The organism is Candidatus Acidianus copahuensis (assembly GCF_000632495.1).
GTDB lineage: Archaea > Thermoproteota > Thermoprotei_A > Sulfolobales > Sulfolobaceae > Acidianus > Acidianus copahuensis.
In genome coordinates, this window is sequence record NZ_JFZT01000019.1 from 20,079 (window position 1) to 34,966 (window position 14,888).

At 34.7% G+C, this 14,888-nt stretch carries 19 protein-coding genes and 1 pseudogene; 8 read left to right on the forward strand and 12 right to left on the reverse strand.

Going from position 1 to position 14,888, the window contains the following annotated elements:
* Positions 1–81: 81 nt before the first annotated feature.
* Positions 82–2,373 (reverse strand): 4Fe-4S dicluster domain-containing protein, encoded by a 2,292-nt coding sequence (locus CM19_RS02695; RefSeq protein WP_048098912.1) that lies wholly within the window; start codon positions 2,371–2,373, stop codon positions 82–84.
* A 57-nt stretch (positions 2,374–2,430) separates the two neighbouring features.
* Here CM19_RS02695 and CM19_RS02700 point away from each other — a divergent pair, with 57 nt between their 5' ends.
* Together CM19_RS02700 and CM19_RS02705 are read left to right on the forward strand one after the other, a co-directional pair.
* Positions 2,431–3,174, forward strand: coding sequence for a GHMP family kinase ATP-binding protein (locus tag CM19_RS02700; RefSeq protein ID WP_235185602.1), 744 nt, complete (start codon positions 2,431–2,433; stop codon positions 3,172–3,174).
* Positions 3,129–3,947 carry a 4-phosphopantoate--beta-alanine ligase gene (locus CM19_RS02705; RefSeq protein WP_048098913.1) on the forward strand — a complete coding sequence of 273 codons (819 nt, stop codon included), beginning with the start codon at positions 3,129–3,131 and terminating at the stop codon, positions 3,945–3,947. Before CM19_RS02700 ends, CM19_RS02705 begins: the two co-directional genes overlap by 46 nt.
* A gap of 18 nt (positions 3,948–3,965) precedes the next feature.
* Here CM19_RS02705 and panB read toward each other — a convergent pair whose 3' ends face one another.
* Together panB and CM19_RS02715 are read right to left on the reverse strand one after the other, a co-directional pair.
* Positions 3,966–4,742 (reverse strand): 3-methyl-2-oxobutanoate hydroxymethyltransferase, encoded by a 777-nt coding sequence (gene panB / locus CM19_RS02710; protein ID WP_048098914.1) that lies wholly within the window; start codon positions 4,740–4,742, stop codon positions 3,966–3,968.
* Positions 4,639–5,304 carry a hypothetical protein gene (locus CM19_RS02715; RefSeq protein ID WP_048098996.1) on the reverse strand — a complete coding sequence of 222 codons (666 nt, stop codon included), beginning with the start codon at positions 5,302–5,304 and terminating at the stop codon, positions 4,639–4,641. The genes panB and CM19_RS02715 overlap by 104 nt, the downstream gene beginning before the upstream one ends.
* 56 nt (positions 5,305–5,360) lie before the next feature.
* On the opposite strand from CM19_RS02715, the gene CM19_RS02720 reads away from it, so the two are divergent.
* The 3 genes from CM19_RS02720 to CM19_RS02730 are packed head-to-tail and all read left to right on the forward strand — an operon-like array spanning position 5,361 to position 7,527.
* Positions 5,361–6,092, forward strand: a complete 732-nt coding sequence (locus CM19_RS02720; RefSeq protein ID WP_048098915.1) for an ABC transporter ATP-binding protein — start codon at positions 5,361–5,363, stop codon at positions 6,090–6,092.
* A complete protein-coding gene (locus CM19_RS02725; RefSeq protein WP_048098916.1) occupies positions 6,089–7,264 on the forward strand; it encodes an ABC transporter permease in 1,176 nt (391 codons plus the stop codon). Before CM19_RS02720 ends, CM19_RS02725 begins: the two co-directional genes overlap by 4 nt.
* A gap of 32 nt (positions 7,265–7,296) precedes the next feature.
* The gene (locus CM19_RS02730; RefSeq protein WP_048098917.1) at positions 7,297–7,527 is read left to right on the forward strand and encodes an Lrp/AsnC ligand binding domain-containing protein; all 231 of its coding nucleotides are present in this window, start codon (positions 7,297–7,299) and stop codon (positions 7,525–7,527) included.
* 152 nt (positions 7,528–7,679) lie between these two features.
* Here CM19_RS02730 and CM19_RS02735 read toward each other — a convergent pair whose 3' ends face one another.
* On the reverse strand, positions 7,680–7,961 hold the full coding sequence (locus CM19_RS02735; RefSeq protein ID WP_048098918.1) for a hypothetical protein: 282 nt from the start codon (positions 7,959–7,961) through the stop codon (positions 7,680–7,682).
* Positions 7,962–8,105: 144 nt separating this feature from the next.
* Here CM19_RS02735 and CM19_RS02740 point away from each other — a divergent pair, with 144 nt between their 5' ends.
* Positions 8,106–8,282 carry an aCcr1 family cell cycle regulator gene (locus CM19_RS02740; protein WP_048098997.1) on the forward strand — a complete coding sequence of 59 codons (177 nt, stop codon included), beginning with the start codon at positions 8,106–8,108 and terminating at the stop codon, positions 8,280–8,282.
* Here CM19_RS02740 and CM19_RS02745 read toward each other — a convergent pair.
* The 6 genes and pseudogenes from CM19_RS02745 to CM19_RS02770 form a co-directional block, all read right to left on the reverse strand.
* Positions 8,272–8,886, reverse strand: coding sequence for an MBL fold metallo-hydrolase (locus CM19_RS02745; RefSeq protein ID WP_048098919.1), 615 nt, complete (start codon positions 8,884–8,886; stop codon positions 8,272–8,274). The two genes, CM19_RS02740 and CM19_RS02745, sit on opposite strands and share 11 nt — an antisense overlap.
* Positions 8,887–8,900: 14 nt before the next feature.
* A pseudogene (locus CM19_RS02750) lies at positions 8,901–10,007 on the reverse strand (isopropylmalate synthase); the annotation flags it as partial.
* Positions 10,008–10,076: 69 nt separating this feature from the next.
* A complete protein-coding gene (locus tag CM19_RS02755) occupies positions 10,077–10,649 on the reverse strand; it encodes a 6-hydroxymethylpterin diphosphokinase MptE-like protein (protein ID WP_048098921.1) in 573 nt (190 codons plus the stop codon).
* Between the two features lie 44 nt (positions 10,650–10,693).
* On the reverse strand, positions 10,694–10,894 hold the full coding sequence (locus CM19_RS02760) for a hypothetical protein (RefSeq protein WP_081801191.1): 201 nt from the start codon (positions 10,892–10,894) through the stop codon (positions 10,694–10,696).
* On the reverse strand, positions 10,875–11,291 hold the full coding sequence (locus tag CM19_RS02765; protein WP_048098923.1) for a hypothetical protein: 417 nt from the start codon (positions 11,289–11,291) through the stop codon (positions 10,875–10,877). Before CM19_RS02765 ends, CM19_RS02760 begins: the two co-directional genes overlap by 20 nt.
* Positions 11,288–11,728 (reverse strand): hypothetical protein, encoded by a 441-nt coding sequence (locus CM19_RS02770; protein WP_150111361.1) that lies wholly within the window; start codon positions 11,726–11,728, stop codon positions 11,288–11,290. Before CM19_RS02770 ends, CM19_RS02765 begins: the two co-directional genes overlap by 4 nt.
* Positions 11,729–11,769: 41 nt before the next feature.
* Here CM19_RS02770 and CM19_RS02775 point away from each other — a divergent pair, with 41 nt between their 5' ends.
* Both CM19_RS02775 and CM19_RS02780 read left to right on the forward strand, forming a co-directional pair.
* The gene (locus CM19_RS02775) at positions 11,770–12,261 is read left to right on the forward strand and encodes a hypothetical protein (protein ID WP_081801192.1); all 492 of its coding nucleotides are present in this window, start codon (positions 11,770–11,772) and stop codon (positions 12,259–12,261) included.
* The gene (locus CM19_RS02780; protein WP_048098926.1) at positions 12,251–12,661 is read left to right on the forward strand and encodes a 6-pyruvoyl trahydropterin synthase family protein; all 411 of its coding nucleotides are present in this window, start codon (positions 12,251–12,253) and stop codon (positions 12,659–12,661) included. The genes CM19_RS02775 and CM19_RS02780 overlap by 11 nt, the downstream gene beginning before the upstream one ends.
* A gap of 358 nt (positions 12,662–13,019) precedes the next feature.
* On the opposite strand, the gene CM19_RS02785 is transcribed toward CM19_RS02780, so the two are convergent.
* Together CM19_RS02785 and CM19_RS02790 are read right to left on the reverse strand one after the other, a co-directional pair.
* Positions 13,020–13,418 carry a hypothetical protein gene (locus CM19_RS02785; RefSeq protein WP_052349425.1) on the reverse strand — a complete coding sequence of 133 codons (399 nt, stop codon included), beginning with the start codon at positions 13,416–13,418 and terminating at the stop codon, positions 13,020–13,022.
* Positions 13,396–14,874, reverse strand: a complete 1,479-nt coding sequence (locus CM19_RS02790; RefSeq protein ID WP_048098927.1) for a dihydropteroate synthase-like protein — start codon at positions 14,872–14,874, stop codon at positions 13,396–13,398. The genes CM19_RS02785 and CM19_RS02790 overlap by 23 nt, the downstream gene beginning before the upstream one ends.
* Positions 14,875–14,888 lie beyond the last annotated feature (14 nt).

Below are 14,888 nucleotides of genomic sequence, written 5' to 3' on the forward strand. Positions count from 1 at the left end.
GCATTATTGTCAAGAAATGGTTAGTTCGTCTATCTATATAAGAGATATTTATCTCAACTTTGTGGGTAAGCCTTTCTCATCCTAAGTGTAGCCTATTCTTATAAATATATCCTGAATTGCGTTTTCTGTTGGAACCTTTTTTATCGCTTCTAGTATACCCTTTTTAAATTCTTCTTGACTTACCAAGTTTCTTGCTTCATAATCTAGTTTTGGCGAATTAAGTATAGAAGGAATCAACGAATTTATAGTCTCAGATAAATCTATGGAAACTAAATAATCGACGACTCTCCTTACTTTTTCCTTAAGTAAAATGTTATCGTTTAAAAGGCTCTTAAAGTAACTCTTCAAAGAGAAGTCCTTATTTACGTTATCGCTTAAAATAGATAAGAATCTTTTCCTAATTATTGGAATTATAATTAATATAAAGTAATTTTTTCCTCCCATATTCCAATCAATTACCCTTTCAGCAATATCATCAGCTGATGATATAATTCCTTCTATAAGAGATTGTCTAGCCAGTTCAACTATTTCTTGATCTTGCACCTGAATATTTTGAAGTGTCATAGTAGTACTTGTATTCTTTAAAAACTGAGAGTATACTGAATTTGTTGAGAACTTCCAAGTGGAAAATGGACATATAGTCAACACGTCCTTTTTAGGTGTATTAACTTGTTTCCCCATGTATGTTGTTATAGAAAGTCCTGCACACTCCTTGTCATCCCCTTCTATTCCTAGCTTTCTTGCCCAACATCCTGCATGAACTTTACCCTTAATGTGGGGTTTTATAACTTCATAAGCGAGTATTCCTTGATCTCCCGATAGCCTATTATATACATAAAGGCCTTCAGGACATAGAAAGTAAACTCTTACAGCGTTTAATTTTTCTTTCTTATCTAATATGGATAAAACCTCTCTTTTTGCCCCCTCAATATCACCTGAGTTATACTTGTCAAATCCACAACACCCCTCTACGATTTTTATTCTAGGGGAATATTGAGAGCTTAGTTCATTGCCATTACTTAACAGAAAGTCCATAAAACCTTCAAGGCCTATTGGATCATATTTAGCTGCACAACCTACAAAAAGAATAAAAATAGGCTTATTTTTGTAAGTTGCTTCCAGCATATTTTCTAATTCCTTAATTTTATGAGAAACACTAGTTGGTTCAATAGAAAACGCCATTCTATTTTTTCCTAATCTAGGCAAAGCCTCTGTAAGCTGCGAAATGTTTATCTTTTCTGGGCATATATCTTCATCATTTTTACAGCCAAAACAGTACTCGAATTCAGTTTCAGCGGATATTAATCTCATTATTTTGCCTACAGGAGAGAGGTAAATATCCTTCGTAGTTCTATACGCAAGGCATGAGTCGAGGCATAAACCACAGTTAATACATTTTAACGCATCATTATACAAGCTAGAGAATTTTAAGTCTGAAAAGTTTGCCTTCTCAAAGACTTTCGGAATTTCTGGTTTTTTCTTAAACTTTGACATGATTGTTTTATGCACTTCATTATAGTTACTGTTGGAAGGAAATGGAAGTACTGATGGATTCTTATTTAAAAATCCAAGAAAAGCCTCTATTTCATTAAAACTAATTGTACCGAAAGTTACGAAATATTTTGACGGTGAATTAAAATTTATTATATACCCAAATTTCTTTTCCATAGGAGCCTTGTTGATTTCATCGAGGCTTATTGCTCTAACAGCTACTGGTATCTTCCCTTGAATAAACAAATTGCTAGAAAGAGCAAACAGGTCTTTTATTACTTGAATTGAGGGAATTGGAGTACCTTCGCTTCCATTAACAAAAGGGGAATAAAGTGAGGGAACGTAGTACTTTGTAGTTACTTTTTCTCCCTCGTAGAGTAGAATGGCAGACCAGGCAAAACGATTTTCGCTTTCTACTTCTAGCAGCTCTTGATAGTTAACTACTCCTATCTCAGATATACCGTTCTCTTTTATAGTTCCTAGTTCTTTTTTACCCTTGATAAAACCAAACTTATAACTTCCAAAACCAGATCCATTTGTGTGTATAAAACCTCCTACAGTTCCCTTGTCATACAATGGGAACAAAGATGGTAAAACTCCATATCTTTCCATAATTGATATCAATTTTCCGTATTCTATTCCAGACGGTACTTCAGCAAAGCTTATTCCATTCCTTTTTTCTACAAGTTTGAAATAAGTTCCATCAGGAAGAATTTCTGGAGCTCTTATTAATTTAGGCTTTTTATATTGAACAAGTTCTCCTGACATTGATGTAAGGTTTCCTATAACTATATCTTTTTCATCTTCTATATAGTACTTTTTAATAATATCAGGACCATTGTAGGTCAATGCCCTGCTGAAGATAGAAGCGTCAAGAATCAACTCTGATCTCCTCTCTCTTTACTAAAATATAATAACTTTTTGCCTAAAAAGGTCATTGTGACATCGATATTTGTACCAATAAGTATTTCTGGCATTTGGTACCCAGTTTTATCAAAAAATCCAATAGAATCAGGTTCCATAGGTATCGGTCTCGTTTTAGATCCATATATAGAGGCTAAAGTAATCAGAGGGGATCCTGAAATAATACTAAATGGAGAAAAGATTTATTTTCCTAACGTTTACATTTTGAAGACTTTAGGAGGAGTTAAGGTAGAGATATCGACTAATATTCCTCTGGGTTATGGTTATGGGATGAGTGCGGTTCTAAGCTTAGCTTATGCATTAGGAGCGTCAAATCTTTATAACGTAAAAGAGGAGAAAGCGATAAGAACAGCTCATATAAGTGAAGTGATAAATGGAAATGGACTTGGTGATATTGAAGCTGAATACATTGGAGGCGGACTTATTTATAGAGAAGTTCCAGGATTTCCAGGAAAAATCAGAAAAATTGACGTTGAATTCAATAGGCAACAGATATGTTCTAAACCAATTGAAAGAATGGAAACCAAGGGGATAATAAAGAATAATCCTAAAGCTCTTCAGTACATTGATGAATTTCTAAGTAATCCAAGCATTGAGAACTTCTTCAATCAGGCAAGAAAATTTACAGAAGATCTAGGCATGTTCTCTCCTTATCCCAATTCTTTTCGAAAGAAAGGATTAATAATTAGAATGGGAGAATGTAAGTCTCAAGGATGGATAGTCCACAATCTAGCGAAAATTGGGGCTCATCAGGAATAATTCCTGCTAATCATCCTAGAAGAGAATCTCTTCTCATTAGAGAAAAACTAGTAGAAGCGTTAAGGGAAAACATTCTAACAGAACACGGTCTAATTGCTCATGGGAGGGGAGAGTGCTTTGACTACCTTATAGGCGAAACAACAACTCCTTTTGCTAAAAGATCAATTGAGATCTCTGCTTCCTTATTGTTATTAGCTAAGAAACCAGTTATTTCAGTTAATGGTAACATGGCAGCATTAGTTCCAGAAGAGTTGGTAAAACTGGCTAATGAAATTCCAGCAAAGCTTGAAGTAAATCTTTTTTATAGGAATGAAAAAAGACTTAAATCAATCAAGGAAAAACTACAAAGAGCAGGAGCTACTGAGGTTCTAGGAGTTGAGGATGAACAAGTAACAATTCCAGAACTCTTTAGTGAGAGAAGAAGGGTAAGTAAGGAAGGAATATTCTCTTCAGATGTCGTTCTCTTAGCGTTAGAGGATGGAGATAGAACAGAAGCGTTAGTTAAAATGGGGAAGAAAGTTATATCCATAGATCTTAATCCGCTTTCTAGAACTTCCATTTTCTCTACAGTAACTATAGTTGATAACGTTACAAGGGCTATCCCTCTACTATTAAGTAAAGTTAAGGAAATGAAGACCTGGGATAGAGAAAGTCTTGTTAATTTATCAAAAAATTTCAACAATAGGGAAAATATAGCTATAGCCCTTTCATATATCTCAGAAAGAATTACTGCATTATCTGCTGACTTTAAGGGAAAAGGAAAGAGTATATAATAAAAACTATGTTTATATTTATTCCTTATAATTTTCTTTAAACGGGAATTTTCCGGTTTTTACATCTTCTGTAAAACTTTTAACTGCACTCAATATTTGCTCCTTCAAATTTAGATAAGGCTTTGCGAAGTATGGGATAAATTCTCCTAATCCTAACACGTCATGTATGACAAGGACTTGTCCATCACAGTGTGGTCCTGATCCGATGCATATCGTTGGTATTTTTATTGTATCTGTGATTTTCTTAGCTATATGGGACAAAGTGTTCTCAATTACTATAGAAAAAGCTCCTGCGTCCTCCAACGCTTTCGCATCAGATACTAGTTTATCTTCGTCCTTCATAATCCTATATCCACCTATTCTTAGGACTCTTTGAGGGGTCAAACCAATGTGCCCCATCACAGGTATCCCTGCCTCAACAATTTTACTTACTTTTTCCTCTATTTCAGATCCTCCCTCTAATTTAACTGCATGTGCACCTTCCCTTGCCATTTTCCCTGCGTTATATATTGCTTTTTCAACAGATTGCTCATAACTCATGAATGGCATATCAGCAACAATCAATTGCTTTATTCCAGCCCTTGCTACAGCCCTCACGTGACTAACCATATCTGTCATAGTTACTTGAAGTGTAGTAGGATAACCTAAAACATTCATTCCTAGCGAGTCTCCTACTAATACAGCATCCAAATCACTTCTTGATAGGATTTTCGCCATCGAAAAGTCGTATACTGTCAACATCACTATCTTTTCCTTTCCCTTTTTCTTTATGAAATCCCGTATTGGACTTGACATTTATCCTAGAGGAGACCTTATATGAGAGAGTTAAAATTCTTTTTACTCTTAAAGCTATACTGTATGTTTCCTCATATTGTGATGCTCTCTTATATAGGTTCACTAAGTCTACTAGATCTTCGAAAGCGATCCTCTTTATCGCTATCTTATCTACATCTGATAAAGAAGGCTTTGTAAGTAAGAAATTAAGTTTTTTCTCTAATTCATCCATATTAAGACTGTTGGCCTGAACTCTTATTAGGGTTATCTCAGGATCTTCCTCCGGTTCCAATGTCTTGGAGATTTCATCAATCTCAATAAATTTCCACCAGTGTTGGTTGGAGGACTTATATGTAGTCTCTATTATTCCATAGTCCTTTTCAAATGCTCGTAAAATCATCTTTGGATCTCCATCAAAGCCTAGCTGTTGGAGCTTGATTACAACTGATTTATAGTCAAAATCTCCTAACTCTGAATTTCCGTTTTCTCTAGCTACCTCTAAAGCAGCCTTCAATACATACTTGCCTCTATCGCCGAATCTTAGTAAAGCTTCTGTAGTTCTATCTGCAACTCCTCCAACCATAAACATTATGTTATAAGGAAGAAATATATTATATTCAATCAAATATCAATCATGGTATGATTAATGACAACACCATAGTTAATGTTACTGGCTTAAGGAAATCCTTTGGTAATAGAAGCATTATTGAAGGGCTTACTTTTTCTGCGGAAAGGAATAAGGTCTTTGGCATTATAGGGCCAAACGGAGCTGGGAAAACTACAACGCTGAGAATTCTTTCAGGTATTATCAGACATTACGATGGAGATGTAAAAATTTTAGATCTTACACCCGATGAAGCTAGAAAACAAGGTTATATTTCATACATGCCAGAAGACTCTTTCCCATATGATAGGCTAACCGGAATAGAAAACCTAGAATTTTATGCCAATATATATGCGAAATCTCATAAGCAAGCTAGAGAGTTCGTAGAAAGAGGAATTAAGATAGCAGATCTTGGGGATAGAATATACGATAAAACCTCAGAGTATAGCAGAGGAATGAAAAGAAGGCTAATAATAGCTAGGACTCTTATGGTTTCCCCAAAAATAGCTATTTTGGACGAACCAACGTCATCCCTTGACGTCGAGTCAGCCGTGATGGTTAGAAATACTATAAGTTCTATGAAAAATGAGACTACAATAATTCTTTCTTCTCATAATATGCTTGAAGTGGAATATTTATGTGATTATATTCTTCTCTTAGATAAAGGGAAGGCTCTAAGGTTTGGAAAGCCTTCAGATATAATAAGGGAAATGGATGTGAGAAATTTAGAGGAAGCATTTCTACTTCTTACAGGTGAGGGAAAGTGATCCTAAACCTTCTTAGAAAGGAATGGATAGATATCAAGAGAGATAAAAAACTCGTCCTAGGTTCTGTAGTTCTTCCACTGTTGCTATTACCTTTAATTGGGATAATTATATTTGCTGCGACTGTCTCACAACCCCCCACTGTTGATATTATAAATAATAGCCCGCTCAATGAACCATACGTAATTAACTTGGAAAAATATATCAAAAGCAATGGAGGAATAGTGTATACAAATTCCTCTGTTCCTAGCGATGTTCAGATAATATTCCCTAAAGGATTTTATGAGAATATAACATCAATAAATAGGACGGCCGTTGTTTATATATCATATGTGATTTCATCTAGCTCTAACGCTTTATCCTTAGTTGAGAATGGGTTATATAACATCTTGTATAACGTTTCAATTCATAGGATACAATATTTAGCTAACAGGTCTGACATAAATATATCACCTTCAATAGTAAGGGATCCAATTGTTGTGTCTTTGCTATATAAGTTACCTACTGGGGGTAAGGCTTCAGCTTCAGAAAATCAATTTGCTCAGTTAGCTAGGATCGTAGCTATAATTCTATTTCCTGCATCTACTCCTGTCATATTTTTTGTTACTGATAGCATTATGGGTGAAAAGGAAAGAAGAACGTTGGAGTCATTATTAGCTTCACCTATATCTGCAAGGTCATTCCTTGGTTCGAAGCTTGCAATTTCTATGTTACTCGGTATTATATCTTCCATAGGTGATTTAGCTGGATTAGTTATCTTCTCATTATTTGCACCCTATATTGTTGGAGAAAGCGTTACCTTTTCTTTAACCTTCGCTGGAATAATAATCGCAGTATATATGGTAATGATTTTACTTACGGCATCTTTAAGCATGTTTATTCTCTTAATTTTAGGCGGATCAGTTAGGAATATACAAATAGTAAACTTTATTATAACTACTTTCGGAATGCTTGCCTCTTTCTCATCATTATTCTTAAATTTTGGTGACCTGTCTTTTCCTCTTGTTTCAATTCTAGGTATTCCATATGTTCAGTTGGTAGCGTCCATTATGTTCTATGTATTTGGCTTGATACAAGAATCCATATTCTCTTTGCTTGGAACGTTAGGAGTGGCAATCCTGTTGTTATTACTATCATCAAAATTCCTCGATTCAGAAAGACTGTTACTAAAGTAAAATTTTAATCTAAGTCTGATTTTTATATTATCATGGCGAATGTAAAAGCCTATATCCTTCTTATAACATCAATAGGGAAGGAAATGGATGTAGTAAATGACGTAAAGAAGATAGATGGAGTAAAGGATTCTACAGCTGTATATGGAGAATATGATGTGGTTGTAGAAGTTGAAGCTAAAGCATTAGATGAGTTAAACAAGACTATAAATCAAATAAGAAGGAATCCATCTATTATAAGAACTGTAACGTTAATTTCTATGTAAATTAAGTTATTTCTTTTTGTCAGCTTTTTCAGTTTCCTCACGATTCAGGACGTCCCTGTCACATCATAAGAAGAAGAATTGGGACCCACCTATGATCACTTAATCCTCGGGACACGAGGATATTATCACATAGGTCCTTAAATGATAATCATCTAACTCTCTTTTATTTCTACTTCTTCGTCCTCCTCGTCCTCTTCCTTCAACCTTTTCATAACTTCCCCTAGAAGAGCATCTAGTTGTGCAACTTTAGCTTCTAGGAATGTAATACTTTCTTCTACTTGCGTAGAGTCCTTTTGCTGAGATTTTGTTTCTCCTTCTATTCCTTCCTTTATATAAAACTTTACTAAGTCGGTAACCTGTATTCCCATATCTTCAGCCTTCCTTTTCAATTCGTCATACATCCACTCTGGTATAGATAAGTGAATAGTTGGCACTGTATTTTCCTCTCAATAAAAATATAGGTTGAAGTGGTATATTAGTCTTCCTCTTATGGTATTCCTCTTGTGATAGGAAGAGAGTCTTATCGCTCCAGAAAATACTTAAACCATAGATAAGAGAATATATGTATTAGGTGTATGATGAGAGTAATAACATTCAAGGCGGAAGAAGATTTGTTAGAACTCCTAGATAGATACGCTATAAGATATGGGTTAAATAGATCAGAAGCTATAAGGAAAGCTATAGAGAACCTAGTTAAAGATGAAATAAATAAGGAGACCGTTCCAGTAGCTAAAGTACAGAAGATTAGGCTGTAATGAAATATACCGCTTTCTCTAAGTTATTTTCATCTAAAGATTTTTTAACTTCTATAATTTTTTGTCCTATCTTGCTAAGGAATTGATCAGGTGGATCAAGAGGCAATAAAGATCCTTTAACCCAATAATGAATTGGAATTATGGCTTTAGGTTCAAGATCCTTTGCTAGACTTATCGCTTCCTCACTATTAATTGTAATTAGCCCACCTATAGGCAAAAAAAGGATATCAGGATTTGAGATCTCCTTCATAATATTTTCTTTTGGGAACTCTCCTATATCGCCCAAGTGAACAAGAACGTGGTTATTCCAAGATACTTTATATATAGCTGTTTCTCCTCTTCTTTTTCCTTTTACTTTATCATGATAAGCCTTATATCCAGAGATTTTATATCCTAAGTACTCAAAGTTGCCATAAAAGGATAGTTTAGCTTCTTTATGCTCAATTAACTCATAAGCATTATGATCATAGTGGTTATGCGTCATTAAGATTAAGTTACAGGACGAGATTTCAGGTCTTTTAAGTCCAATACTTCCTCCATCATGAGGATCTATCACTATTTCATCATTTATTGAAACCATGGAATGACCGAAGTAGTTAATCATATTTAAAAAATAGCTTAGTTATTCATAAGCTTTAGAGCTAAGCTCTTAGCCAATTCAGGAGTTATTTTTTCTCCAGTATCTGCTCTCTTTTTAATTTCTCTTAATAATTCCTTTAGTTTTCCTTCATCGTTAATCTCAATTCCTTGATCTTTCAAGACTCTTCTAAGTCCATGTATTCCACTATGCTTTCCTAAAGCTAATCTTCTAAAGTTTCCAACTTCTTCTGGAGACATAGGTTCATATGTGAGTGGATTCTCTATAACGCCGTGTACATGTATTCCGGCTTCATGCCCAAACGCGTTCTCACCTACTATAGCTTTAAAGTATGGAACAGGAATTCCAGAAAGTTCGGATACTAGTTTGCTTGTCTCATAAAGTAACCAAGGTTTAATGTTTACTTCATATCCCATAAGCTTTTTCAGAGCCATAACAACTTCTTCTAAAGACGCATTGCCTGCCCTCTCTCCTATACCATTAACAGTTACGTGAACTTGCCTTGCTCCTGCTGCTACACCCGCAATGGAATTAGCAGTTGCTAAGCCAAAATCATTATGACAATGAACGCTTATTGTTTTATCTTTTGTAACCGTAGTTAATTTCTTTATTAAATCATAGAATGTGAATGGTGTCATGACCCCAACAGTATCAGGAACGTTAATTCTATCTGCGCCCGCATCTATTGCAGTTCTAACGGCAGTCATTAGAAAGTCCTCTTCACTTCTTGTAGCATCTTCAGGACTAAATTCAACCGTAAGACCGTGAGATTTAGCGTAGCTTACATTTTCGTAGATAGTGTTAAGGACTTCCTCTCTACTCATCTTTAGCTTATATTTCATATGAATTTCTGACGTTGCTATAAACACATGTATACTTGACAGGCCGGCATCTATACCTCTTTCTATATCACGTCTATTTGCCCTAGCTAAACCTAAAACCTCAACTTGATCTCCCACTTCATCCAGGATCTTTTTTGTAGCCTGAAATTCACCATCAGAAGAGGCTGGAAAACCGGCTTCAATAACATCTACTCCTAACTTTGCTAGTTGTCTTGCAATAGTTATTTTCTGATCTAATGTAAAATCAATTCCTGGAGCTTGTTCTCCATCTCTTAAGGTTGTATCTAAAACTCTTACCTTACCAACTAAGAATACTCATCCCTAGAGGCACCGATTATTAGAAAGATATAAAGATTATAAATCTTGCTGGAAAACCTCATCAACGATCTGCTTTGCTATTTTAAGTTTTTGTGCTTTTATCCATGAAATAGGGATATTCGAGGTAAAATACGGTTTTGAAAATCTTCCAATCATATTAGAATCAAAATCCATAGAATAAAGTAATATTTTAGAGGCTTGGAAAAGTTTAGCCAAAATAACAGATCTATCTCCATCAGTAAATCCACCATAAAGCTTAAGCTTACCGAATGGCCTAACTTGAGTAGTTCCAATAACTCTCTTCATTTCATACACTTTCCTGAGAAGGCTAATATTATCTCCGTGAGCTAATACGACATAGAGGGAGTCCATGGGCTTGGTTATACCATCTAGATCAGTAACAACTATATCAGGAATTATACCAATTGTCTTCAAGTAATTCGACGCACCATCAGCTGCAATTATAAGATCCGCATCTATATCCTTTAAGTATTGTAAGCTTGGTCCAGCACCAACTATTGCGACTTTTTTTCCTTTAATCTCCTCAAGGCTATACGAATAATCTTCCTTAATAATTGAGTTAAGCAAAACCGCAGATTTGTAGTCCATTTCTTCTGAATATCTAAGCCATTCTCTTACTTTAGAATAAAAAGCTAACCATTTATCGTTCTGAAGTATATTCTATCTCCCTCCTTTTTCTTTATTTCGATAGTAAAAAGTTTAGTTATTTCGTTATAATAAGGATTATTAAGTGAAATTACAAATAATACATTATTATTCTTAAGATACATTACTGCCTCAATAGGATCGGAACCGCATGTAAAGGAATCAAGGTCAACCATGGAAGTCGTCAAATATTCCCTCCACTCTTTCAAACAGTTTTGAAAGTTCATCCAATGCTACCTTCATATCATTATGTCTTGCAAGCACGCTAGGAGACTTTAATGAAGATTCATCTATTATATTAATACTAACGAGAGAATTATATAGTTTCTGTAGATCCCTAATTGTCATCTTTACATTATCTTGAAGATCTCTAGTTTCCAATAGATAGTCCAATTGTGTTATAGGATTTCCGCTAACTGAATATATACCATAAATTGTTAGAATTACAGTAGATAAATTCTCAATAGTTTCTAGAACTCTTTTTCCCGTATAAAACAGATCTCCCTCATTAAATGCGTTGGACGCTTCCTTAAGAGTTCTAGTAGCTCTTAACATAAATTCCGAAGCTAGGGAACTGTTGTTCAAACATCAACCACCTCTCCTTTCTTTACCTTTGCAAAATCAATAATTTTTCCCTCTTTATACTCCTTTATGTGAACATTGAACTTACTCTTCTCTTTTTCTAGAATTTTTTCTGGATCAAATAGGATATATCCATTATTTAACATCAGAACAGTAATAGGTATATGATAAGCGATTTCATTTGGCGAGAGAATTACGCCAAAAATTTCAGGTCCTCTCTTTTTTTGCTTAACAAAGTTCCTAAACTCGGCTGTTCTAGTTGTTCTCTCTAAAAAGAAGTTCCAAATCTCTCCTCTCGCTACGAAGGATATCATATCTACGTTATCTAAAACTATCAATAGATATGCCTTTTCCTTCTCTAAATAAATAAGAAAACCCTTAACTTTTTCTTGATACCAGTCTAGAATATCTTCCATTATATTATCTATAATATCGAGCAACAATATCACCCTTTAATAAAAGTTATTACATAATTAAAGTTGTGGAAGTTAAGGAAGATTTTCTCAAATCTAGACCGACTTGTTACGTAAAATTACTTAATATACCAATACCGTGTGGTTCAGCTTACATAGCTAGTTCAAAGTTTAAGGATCTACTTAACAATGAGAACTTCAGATCTCAAGTAGAAGTCATTGATAGTCTGATGAGTCTTATCGACGTGCAAGTGGATACCCTTGTTCAGATTTTAAAGGATCAGTTTTCAGATGCTGAAGTAGATATCAATAGTTTGGCTTATTCTATCTATTACATAATAGAGGAAGGAGGTGAAATGGTTATAGGAGAGAAGTTAAGGTTTAGGGACAAGATAATTGCTCAGGGAAATTTCAGCTCGATATCTAGAATTGTTAGAAGAATAGAGAGTACTAGAAATGACCCCAATATAGTATCGCTATGTGATGAGATAAAACATTTAAGTGAATCCTTATGGACTCATTATGATAAGAACCTGAGGAGAAGTTTGAATGAAAGTTAGAGTAGGTATAGAAGGAATAGTTATTGACTCAGCTCACTACACTCTCTCATCACCACAAGACTCTCAACTACATGGGCATACTTACGTTGTAAATGTTGAAGTAGAAGGAGATATAAACACAAATACTGGTTTCGTTGTTGACTTCAACTTATTAAAGAAAAGCGTAGAGGAGGTAGCTAAAAAATGGGATCATAAGTTCATTGTACCCAAAAAAGATTTAGATAAAATAAGAATAGACGCCCCCTTCAAGAATGAGATAATTAGCATAGACGCTCCTTTCCCCACGGCTGAGTTTATAGGTTTAGAGATAGCTAAAAATCTTCATGAGAAGATAGGAATGAAGATTTATTTAAAGATATATGAAGGAAAGTATAGTTATGCAGTAATCGAATATCCGTGACGTTCTCACTCTATTAAGTGCATTCCGCTTGGAGTGGGGTTACGAGAAGCAGTTATACTATCTCATCACACCAAATTACGTCCTTTAAGGCATGATAGGTGGATCCTCCAGAAGCAGAATTTAAGAGTAGAAAGAGAGAAATACGTAGGCTATCTAGGATCTTCTGACTTTCCTCCATTTTTGTAAAACATCATTTCGTAGCTGAAATAGAAAAGAAAGAGAGTAATCTTTTCCTTCATTTTCACATTTTTGATCTTTATTCCTCTTCCTATATTTTTAGAAGTAATGTAGCGTTGTTATAAAAAATATTTGTAATTTATTACCTCTAAGTGATATTTTTAAAGCATTCTATTAAAAATTAAACTATGAAACGCATTCCAATATTGTCTATTAGGTAACAGTTATTCTCTTTCTTTTTCCTAAGACAAAAGGTAGAACTCTGGCTTGAGAAGCAACACTCTTCTTCTTTAGATAAAGAAGATATTAACTGGTTTATGTTTTCTTCTTCTCCCTTTCTTTGTTCAGCACATAGAAATCCATTAAATTCATACCGTGCAATAGGTATTCTTTTCCTGAAAATAAAAATTCCTCCCAATATAGAAGGATAACATTGTAATTTATCGTCACAGGAGCTTATTTTCATTGTTGATATTTTTTTAACTACTTCCCCTTCTTGTATTAGAGGTAAAGTAGGTATAGCTATCGTATAATCACTTAACTCATAAAATATAACCTTAGGTACCGCTATTCTCATCATTAATCCTCCTAAATAATGGTTTGTCCTGTAGGTAATTCTTATCTAGGTCTCTTGCAATTTCAGCTTTAGCTAACTCATAACCTAAGTAAAGGGCATGCTCTGGTGTAATCTTGATCCTTCTAACCAGTTCTCTGCCCACAGATAGTGCTTCCTTTCCTTTTAGCGCTAATTTATCCTTCCCATAAAAGGAGAGAATTATTTCTTTCTCTGTTTTATAGATCTTTGCAAATCCGGAATCCATGTTAGGCTCGTTATGGCCAACATTTATAGCATCTACTTGTAATTTTTCTATTACCTTTTTCTTATCTTTCAATAATAGAAGATCTATTCCTACATCCTTTGGAGGTCTCTTTTCTAAGATCGAAATTCCCACCATTTTAGATGCCTCTTTCAACTCCCAGGAACTCCATCTTGTTTTCCCCTTTTCCATTGTAAGTACCGAAGAAATACCCAATTCTCCAGCAATTGCAAGGAGCAATGCGTTGATTCCATGACTGTCAGCATCTATTAATTCTGTAACGTTAAGAGTACCCATCATCATGGGGAAATCCGGTAATGCATTCCTCACTTTTGAAAAATCCACAATACTACTAACTAGCCCTTGAAGAGGAGGAGAAAGCACTGGATCAACAATTATTTTCTCAAATCCCATTTCTCTCATCTTCTTTGCTAAGCCTATTGTTATTTCTGATCTGTCCTTGACAGAAAAAGGAGCCACTATTAGACCCGCATTTTTTACTTCTACTAATTTTTGATAGTTTATCTCATTAGCATTGAATACAAAGTCAGCCCCAGCTTTTACTCCTTCTATTAATTCCTTAGTGGATTCACTGTCAATTCCAACTATAACTCCAAGATCCCTTATCATCTTAATCCTTGACTTCACTTCGTCAATGTTATCATGTCCAACTGGGAATCCTAAAACATATACATCAACATTTCCTCTCGTTCTCTCAACAATGTTTTCAATCATATTCGGTCCCCATTTTGGATCTAATTCGAGAAATATTTTGAATGGTGGGGGTCTAAGAGGAATTTTTATTCCGCTTTCAAATGCTACTATTTGATTCTCTTCTATAGTCTTTAGTTCCTCCATCATTCTTTTTGTTTTTTCTCCTTGAAGTATTACGTCGGCTGGAAGAGAAGTAGAGAAGTTTATTCCATTTTTAATGCCTTCAAGAACAAGGGGGATATCCCATGCGTTTTCAGTTCCTTTGATAGTTTTTATGCCTAGTTCTCTCTCTATTATGTTTGAATCCCCAAAAACTAGACCGGGTAAAATAATGGTCTCTATTCCAGTTAAATTATCCTTTTTTAGATTTTCAAGGATATACTTTACGCTCATAAGGGCTGCTACTGGGTAATCTAAAACCTTAACGTAAACGTCTGGAACGTTTTTAACCACTTCGTTAACAATCGGAGCTGCTAATCTTCCCGTGATTAGTAAAATTGCCACAAAAAGCCATTAAC